This is a genomic window from Pseudoalteromonas sp. 2CM28B (assembly GCF_023161935.1).
In genome coordinates this window covers 1-7,435 of sequence record NZ_JALNTH010000079.1, presented here as the reverse complement: position 1 = coordinate 7,435, position 7,435 = coordinate 1, and the positions used below count along the sequence as shown (strand labels likewise).

Sequence of the window (7,435 nt, the reverse complement as noted above, 5' to 3'; positions counted from 1 at the left end):
CCATCCTAGATGGTTTTAAACTAAGAACATACCCAAGACAATTTATTAAAAATTAGTTTTTACACAGTCTGTGCCAATTGCAGACATTGGTAACGCCTTGCTAAGCGGAAAATAATGGTTGGCTATAATCGCGAAGCGATGGCCAACTGTTATTTTTCCGTTTAAGCAACTTGATAACTTTACCCTGATAAATATTCAAAAACAGCTGAAGTTGCTTCATTTTTTATATACCTAGATCTTACTTTACCAACATAATAAGCTTGCTGAATTTGAATCTCTGTAGCATCGAGAACGTCCTTTATTTGAGTCAACTCTATGCTTTTTAATGATTCTATCAACCAGTTAGGTAGATCTAAAAAATCTACTGACTTTGAAAGCTGCTCATTCAATGCGCTATTTATTACTGAGTCGTCAAAATCAGTAACTGAGGGCTTAAAACTATCATACGCGGCATGGCTTTCCCCATACTCAGTCATTCTTTTAATAGTTGTATTTTTAACAATAGGCAGGCCTGTAGATACAGGTATATTTTCCAAAGAAAGCAAACAGCCAAAATTTACACTGTACCTTGTGCCTACTCGGCTTTGTGTAGCCTTTACGGCTTCTGTATGCAATGAAATAATGCCGGTATAACAAAGAAGATTTAAAGCTTTTTTAACTGCTTCAGGCGCATTTCTATTAATCCAAAAGAAGCGAGTCGATTTTTTACCTTCAGGTATATAAGCGTCATTTTTTTCTTTGGTATCTGGTAATACATAATCCTCAACAAAGTCTCGCCCCCAATCAATGAATTCAGTAAACCCAGAGTATTTATTTGACAGAAGCGTATGCTCTTCCCAAATATCGCTTTTATAAAAAGATTTAATAGTAGCATTTACATCTCTAGACGATATTGATGAAGCCTGTATAAGTGTCTTTAAAAGAGCTCGAGGGTTTCCATTTGCTGCATAAGTCAATATAGAGAAATTGCCCATATTCTTGGCTATTTTTCCAAGAAGATTACTGTCGGCTTGCTTCTCAACAATACTCCTCATATATTCAACATACCCTGCACTTGAAACATCCCTCTCTAGATATAAAAATGTAGCATCATGACTAGGTTGAAAATTATTACCAAATGAGGTTACACCAGGGTAGATAGCAGCATTGCAATTAATGTAAGGGCTATTTATATCCCTATAAAGATTAAAAAACTGTCTCTGTTGGGCAGGTCGTAAAATATGGGCAGCTTCATCAATAAAAAAGTTAACTGATTCGATTTCTGCTTCTTCACATATATCTTCTACGGTGTCCTTAAAATCGTCTATTGATGGTAAATCTCCTGAATCAATTACATTTGAGTTATCCTTCCATGTTTGTTCAAATTCACCAATCAATTTAGTAAGGTATGTTTCTTCTTCATCCTCAGGCTTCCCTCCCAATAGCGATACCGGCATTGAAATGCCAAGTTTCTTTATACTTCTTAGGAAAGCGGAACACATTTTTGCTAGCATCCATTGATAAAAATCATGTTCATCAGCTAACTGGAGTACTGAACCTTCAGTAAAAGAAATATATACCGGTACAATATTACTATTACCTATATCCTTTTTTAACTCAGCTTCGGCAACCCTTAGAAGGAACGATTTTCCAACACCACGACTACCTACTAATACAATTGGAGTATCTGATTTTAATTGTTCTATAATTTTTCGATCTTCTTTTGTTTCAACAAAATAATCTAAAATTTTAGCCGGTTTGATCGTTTCTGTACGTATCTTAAAATTTGACATAGTTCTTCCTAACTATTGAATAGAAAATTGAAATCTTCTATTCCACCAAGTTCATCTCTAACATTATCTTCAATTTCATCCAACTCTGTGCGGCTAAAACCTTTTGAAAATCGAATTGTGAGTAAAAATACAGTTATAAATTTACTTGTTTCAACAAATTCCAACCACTTATTGAGTAACAAAGGATCGAAACCCAATTGAGCCGGCATATCAACTACCTTATTAAAATTACCATGGATATATTCAGAAGTTTCCCGATATAATTTTGACGAAAGAGTAATCATATGAGCTCCTTCCCCTTCTACCTCATTGTAGAATGCACGGATAAAAGTCTTTGAGAAAATGCCATTATCCTTATCAACAAGGGAGCCCCAAGAAATATCTTTTAGCCCTAACTTCCAATGCCTAAGTTCGAGTTCATTAGTCGATAGGTAGATATACCTGCAAATCTGTTCTAAAAAATATCGTTGAGCAGTGAATGCATATCTATATTGTCCATTTAACGCAGCTTGAAAGCTGAACTCGTATTCTTTAATTGCACTAACAAGAATTGTTGTATCTTCCTTATTTTTTAAAATGTCATACCATACATTTAAGTCATCTATAAAATGAAACAATTCAGAAATTTTAGAAGAATTTTCAGATGAAAAAGAAGCCTCTATAATATTAGAAAACTCATTATTTAATTGTATAAAGTGACTTTTACTACCCTGTTCCATAAAACTTCCACTATTTGATGATTGGTAAAGTTAACAGCTTATTGAACACCGTTTTGGTGGTTTATAACACACCAAAACGCCGTATATTACATACCCTGATAATTTCACCAATAATTACCTTTGTAAACAAGTAATTAAAACAGCTAGAAATTAAGCATGTTATTTTGCCCCAAAACGGCATTTAATAATGTTATTGGACAAAATTAGATTTCTACTTAAAACACAGGAATAAGTTTAACTTTTTCAGTGTCCGGTTATCGCTCAAAGCAGTCTTGCAAAAGTAAGTATTTTCGTTATACGTTCATTATATTTTGGCTGGCCGACATACGCACATATTCCGTGTATCAAACCTTACTAAGTTTGCAATGGGTAAGAACGTTGTTGAAGTAGAAAAGAAGCTCGAAAAACTAGTGCCTAAAGAGTTTAAAGTCGATGTTCACCACTGGCTTATACTGCATGGACGCTATACCTGTGTTGCCCGTAAACCTAAATTCGGCAGCTGTATTAGTGAAGACTTGTGTGAGTTTAAAGATAAAACTGAGTAGCTATATGGCGAGTGTTCCTCTACCAATACATTCTATTTCTTAATGCAGGTGCCAAACTTAGGCACCTTGACTTTTCTATAGTGCAAATTAATTAAATAAACGTTTATACCTGCCCCCTTGCGAAAGGCAATTATTGGAACATTTTCAAAGTATTAATTTCACAAGCGTCAATCCTTTAGTTATGCTGTTGAGCATTATGAAATTTTATTGCGAGAATTCCTATGCTACCAATACTTCGTATCTTGTTAATTGAGCAAGATCCAGTCACTTTACAAGAGCTTTCAACGAATCTATCGAAGACCATTGTCAATTTTGAGCGAGATGATATTCATATCGATATTATTGAGCGTCTTGAGTTAAAACAAGCGTTGGACATTGTAGAGGAAGATGGTGATATTCAGGCTGTAGTGCTTAGCTGGGATTTGCAAAATAAGGTTGGCGAACGCACTTATAGTCGCTTTATCGAGCAGTTAAAAGGGATCCGCCTTGAGCTGCCAGTTTATGTTATTGGCGATGATACGAAGGGGCTAGAAATCGTTAATGAGTCGGAGGAGATTGAGTCTTTCTTTTTTAAAGATGAGGTAATTTCTGATCCTGAAGCAATTTTAGGCTATATGATCAACGATTTCGATGACCGCTCAGAGACCCCATTTTGGACTGCGTATCGCCGTTATGTTGGCGAAGCAAACGATTCTTGGCATACACCGGGTCACAGTGGCGGCTCGAGCTTTAGAAATTCTCCTTATATTAAAGATTTTTATCAGTTTTATGGTCGTAATGTGTTTGTGGGCGACTTGTCGGTTTCGGTTGATTCGTTAGGATCATTATCAGATAGCACCAATACCATTGGCCGTGCCCAAGAGTCAGCAGCGGCGACGTTTGAAGTCAAGCATACCTATTTCGTTACCAATGGGTCGTCTACCTCAAATAAAATCATCTTGCAGACATTGCTGCGTAAGGGCGATAAAGTGATCATCGACCGCAATTGTCATAAATCTGTGCACTATGGCATTTTGCAATCAGCGAGTTTACCTGTTTATTTGTCGAGTATTTTAAATCCTAAATATGGCATCTTCGCGCCGCCGTCGTTGGCCGACATTAAACAGGCGATAGAACAAAATACCGATGCGAAATTGCTAGTCCTCACCGGTTGTACTTACGATGGCCTACTGAGCGATCTGAAACAGGTGGTCGATTATGCCCATCAACATGGTATTAAAGTATTTATTGACGAGGCATGGTTTGCTTACTCGCTGTTTCATCCAAGCCTACGATACTATTCCGCCATTCATGCTGGCGCTGACTACGTCACTCATTCGGCGCATAAAGTGGTATCGGCGTTTTCTCAAGCGTCTTATATTCATGTTAACGACCCTGATTTCGATGCTGATTTCTTTCGTGAGATTTACAGTATTTACGCCAGTACATCGCCAAAATATCAGCTTATCGCGTCGCTTGATGTATGCCAAAAACAATTAGAGATGGAAGGCTATAAGTTACTCAATGCTTTGTTGAACCATGTGGAAGAATTTAAACAACAGATGGCTTCACTCAAACAAATTAAAGTACTAGGTAAGCAAGACTTTATGGAAATATTCCCGCACTTTAGTGGTGATAACATGGGTCACGATCCGCTAAAAATTCTCATCGATATTAGCGAATTACCTTATTCATTAAAGGATATTCATAAATACCTGCTGGATGAAATTGGCCTAGAAATAGAAAAATACACTCACAGCACCATCTTAGTATTACTGACGCTTGGCGGCACGCGCTCAAAGATCATTCGTTTATACAATGCATTGAAAAAACTCGATAGCGGCAAGGTTAAACTAGCCACATCAACGCGACGTTCTCGCTTGCCGGAAAATTTACCGGCTATAAACTTAGCCTGTATTCCAAGCGAAGCATTCTATGGCGAGCGAGAATCGGTGCCTATTAGTAAAAGCAATAACCGCATTTGTGCCGGTTTAGTTACGCCCTACCCGCCAGGCATTCCACTTTTGGTTCCGGGGCAGCATATTACACAAGAGCATATTGACTATCTTAAAGAACTGGCAGGACAAGGATTAACAATTCAAGGCAGTTTTGATGGCGAAATATATGTTCTTAAGGGCAAAGTTAATAAGTAAAGATATACTTTAATACAGTCGAACTCCTCATAACTAAACAGCAATATCACATGATATTGCTGTTTAGTAGAGTAAAAAGCTGATCCTCACACTCCAAAAATAAATGAAGCCAGAATGCAATGATACAATTGAAGAACAAAAAAGCGCTTACACTTCTGCGGATTGCAGCTCTCATTGTTACTCTTACTAGCATATACATTTTTGCCCCTTGGCAGTTTGCTTTATATTACTTTCACCCACTGCCCGCTAATGTTCAAGCACAAACACAAGAGGCTATTGAACAAGGAATTGATGGCATTATTGTGTATATTCATAAACAAGGACAGCAACCTGAATATTTTGCAAATGGTTGGCATAATAGAAAGCACAAAATACCCGCTTACCCTAGTGCACTTTTTAAAATTGGCAGCATTCGAAAGTTATATGATGCAGCAGCTTTAACCAAACTTTCAGCCGCTGGACGTATTGATGTAGATAAAACACTGGCTGATTATCTTCCATCATTAATTGGACGCATTGAAAACGCAGATAAAATTACATTGCGAATGATGGTAAAGCACAAAAGTGGTATACCCAATTACACAGACACTGATAATTTCGATTGGTCAATAACCTACCCTGACCCACTTATATTAGTGCTCGATAAACCCGCTGATTTTAGCCCTGATGCTGACTATGGCTATTCTAATACCAATTATTTGTTGCTGCGAAAAATTATGTCAAACGTGCTGGGTTATGATCATAACCAATTTATTAAAGATGAAATTTTAACGCCACTGGGCCTAACGCATACGTTTTCATCTGTACATGAAATCAATTTAGTAGATTTGATGAGTGGTTACTACGTAGGTTATGAGAATGATTTTAAAGCACTCGATCAAGGCTATGTGGCAACCGCACAAGATGTAGGCGACTTTATTTTTGCTTTAAACAAAGGCACTTTTTTCGATGAACAAGAGCAAGCTTTGTATGCATCACTTTATAAGTATGAACACACAGGTTGGGTATTAGGGTATTCAAGCATTGCTCGTTATTATAAAGATATCGATACAGTCGTTGTGCAGTTTATAAATACTAATGGCGATGATACTGTGATGCTCACAGAAATAATTTATAATCGGATTATTGATATTTTAACTGCGCAGCAATAGTAGTTAAAACTAGCTGCGTTATAAAAATTTATATGAATTTTAAAGAGGATTTAAATGCGTTTACTACACACCATGTTACGGGTTGCAGATCTAGATAAATCAATTGCGTTTTATACTCAAGTACTTGGTATGAAAGAGTTACGCCGTGCTGATAACGAAGAGTACCGCTATACCCTCGCCTTTGTCGGCTACGGTGATGAAACTGATACAACAGTGCTTGAACTAACCTATAACTGGGATACCGACAGCTATGATTTAGGCAATGCCTATGGTCATATCGCGATTGAGTTTGATGATATCTATAAAGCCTGTGCTGATATCAAGGCCGCTGGCGGTAACGTAAGCCGTGAACCAGGTCCAGTAAAGGGTGGCACAACAGAAATAGCGTTTGTAAAAGATCCAGATGGCTACTCAATTGAACTTATTCAGAAAAAAGAAAATATGAATAAATTTTAGTAAATATATTTAATAGGTTTACTAAGCGGCTTTTTAATTTTTTAAGCTCAACTCTGATACAATTTTAAAAAAGGTGCTGTATGCACCTTTTTATCGTAATTGACTATCTTTACTGCCACGCCGATTAAGCCCTTTAGAAAGTGAGCCTTTACCTTCTAGTTCAACTTGGCAGCTTACACAATATTTAACACCTGGTAACGCAAGTCTTCGTGCCTGTGGTATTGGTTCATCACATTCTTCACATAGCTCGGCACTGGCTCCAGAAACTAAGTTACTTCTAGCATATTGCACAGCATCATTAACGCTGGCGTCGATTTGATCTTGAATTGCACCATCGCGTGCCCATCCACTTGCCATATAACCTCCTATTTATTTGGACGTTTATATGTATCCTAACATAGGTGAAGTTTATTTAAGCTGAATATAAAGAAAGGAAAGAAACTAATAATATATAGGAGTTATTATATAAAATATTTAATTTTGAGATTTTAACTTCACTGGATAGTTTTGAAGTAGTGATAGAAATGCAGGTAAACTGATTTTAGATACTTTTATTAAAAGCTATATTACTAATTAATAGTAGGTGGCGTCCCCAAGGGGATTCGAACCCCTGTTACCGCCGTGAAAGGGCGGTGTCCTAGGCCTCTAGACGATGGGGAC

Annotated in this window: 6 protein-coding genes, 1 tRNA gene and 1 pseudogene; 4 read left to right on the top strand and 4 right to left on the bottom strand. The window is 37.1% G+C overall.

Going from position 1 to position 7,435, the window contains the following annotated elements; genetic code table 11:
- Positions 1 to 179: 179 nt before the first annotated feature.
- Complete coding sequence (locus MTN96_RS36495) at positions 180 to 1,772, bottom strand: hypothetical protein (protein WP_069439985.1); 1,593 nt, start codon at positions 1,770 to 1,772, stop codon at positions 180 to 182.
- Between the two features lie 8 nt (positions 1,773 to 1,780).
- On the bottom strand, positions 1,781 to 2,491 hold the full coding sequence (locus MTN96_RS36490; protein WP_069439984.1) for a hypothetical protein: 711 nt from the start codon (positions 2,489 to 2,491) through the stop codon (positions 1,781 to 1,783).
- 307 nt (positions 2,492 to 2,798) lie between these two features.
- Here MTN96_RS36490 and MTN96_RS36485 point away from each other — a divergent pair.
- The 4 genes and pseudogenes from MTN96_RS36485 to gloA all read left to right on the top strand — a co-directional run.
- Positions 2,799 to 3,036 (top strand): annotated as a pseudogene (locus tag MTN96_RS36485) (endonuclease III); the annotation flags it as partial.
- Between the two features lie 221 nt (positions 3,037 to 3,257).
- Positions 3,258 to 5,168: an aminotransferase class V-fold PLP-dependent enzyme gene (locus MTN96_RS36480; protein WP_036982123.1), complete on the top strand. Its 1,911-nt coding sequence runs from the start codon at positions 3,258 to 3,260 to the stop codon at positions 5,166 to 5,168.
- Positions 5,169 to 5,287: 119 nt separating this feature from the next.
- Complete coding sequence (locus tag MTN96_RS36475; RefSeq protein ID WP_036982122.1) at positions 5,288 to 6,319, top strand: serine hydrolase; 1,032 nt, start codon at positions 5,288 to 5,290, stop codon at positions 6,317 to 6,319.
- Positions 6,320 to 6,373: 54 nt separating this feature from the next.
- A complete protein-coding gene (gene gloA, locus MTN96_RS36470; protein WP_024602990.1) occupies positions 6,374 to 6,775 on the top strand; it encodes a lactoylglutathione lyase in 402 nt (133 codons plus the stop codon).
- A 90-nt stretch (positions 6,776 to 6,865) separates the two neighbouring features.
- Here gloA and MTN96_RS36465 read toward each other — a convergent pair whose 3' ends face one another.
- Positions 6,866 to 7,132, bottom strand: a complete 267-nt coding sequence (locus MTN96_RS36465; RefSeq protein WP_248534788.1) for a DksA/TraR family C4-type zinc finger protein — start codon at positions 7,130 to 7,132, stop codon at positions 6,866 to 6,868.
- A 227-nt stretch (positions 7,133 to 7,359) separates the two neighbouring features.
- Positions 7,360 to 7,435, bottom strand: a tRNA-Glu gene (locus tag MTN96_RS36460).

Excerpts from the sequence above, each read along its gene's own strand:
- gloA (WP_024602990.1), top strand. The coding sequence starts at position 6,374 with ATGCGTTTACTACACACCATGTTACGGGTTGCAGATCTAGATAAATCA.
- MTN96_RS36480 (WP_036982123.1), top strand. The coding sequence starts at position 3,258 with ATGCTACCAATACTTCGTATCTTGTTAATTGAGCAAGATCCAGTCACT.
- MTN96_RS36465 (WP_248534788.1), bottom strand. The coding sequence starts at position 7,132 with ATGGCAAGTGGATGGGCACGCGATGGTGCAATTCAAGATCAAATCGAC.
- MTN96_RS36490 (WP_069439984.1), bottom strand. The coding sequence starts at position 2,491 with ATGGAACAGGGTAGTAAAAGTCACTTTATACAATTAAATAATGAGTTT.
- MTN96_RS36495 (WP_069439985.1), bottom strand. The coding sequence starts at position 1,772 with ATGTCAAATTTTAAGATACGTACAGAAACGATCAAACCGGCTAAAATT.
- MTN96_RS36475 (WP_036982122.1), top strand. The coding sequence starts at position 5,288 with ATGATACAATTGAAGAACAAAAAAGCGCTTACACTTCTGCGGATTGCA.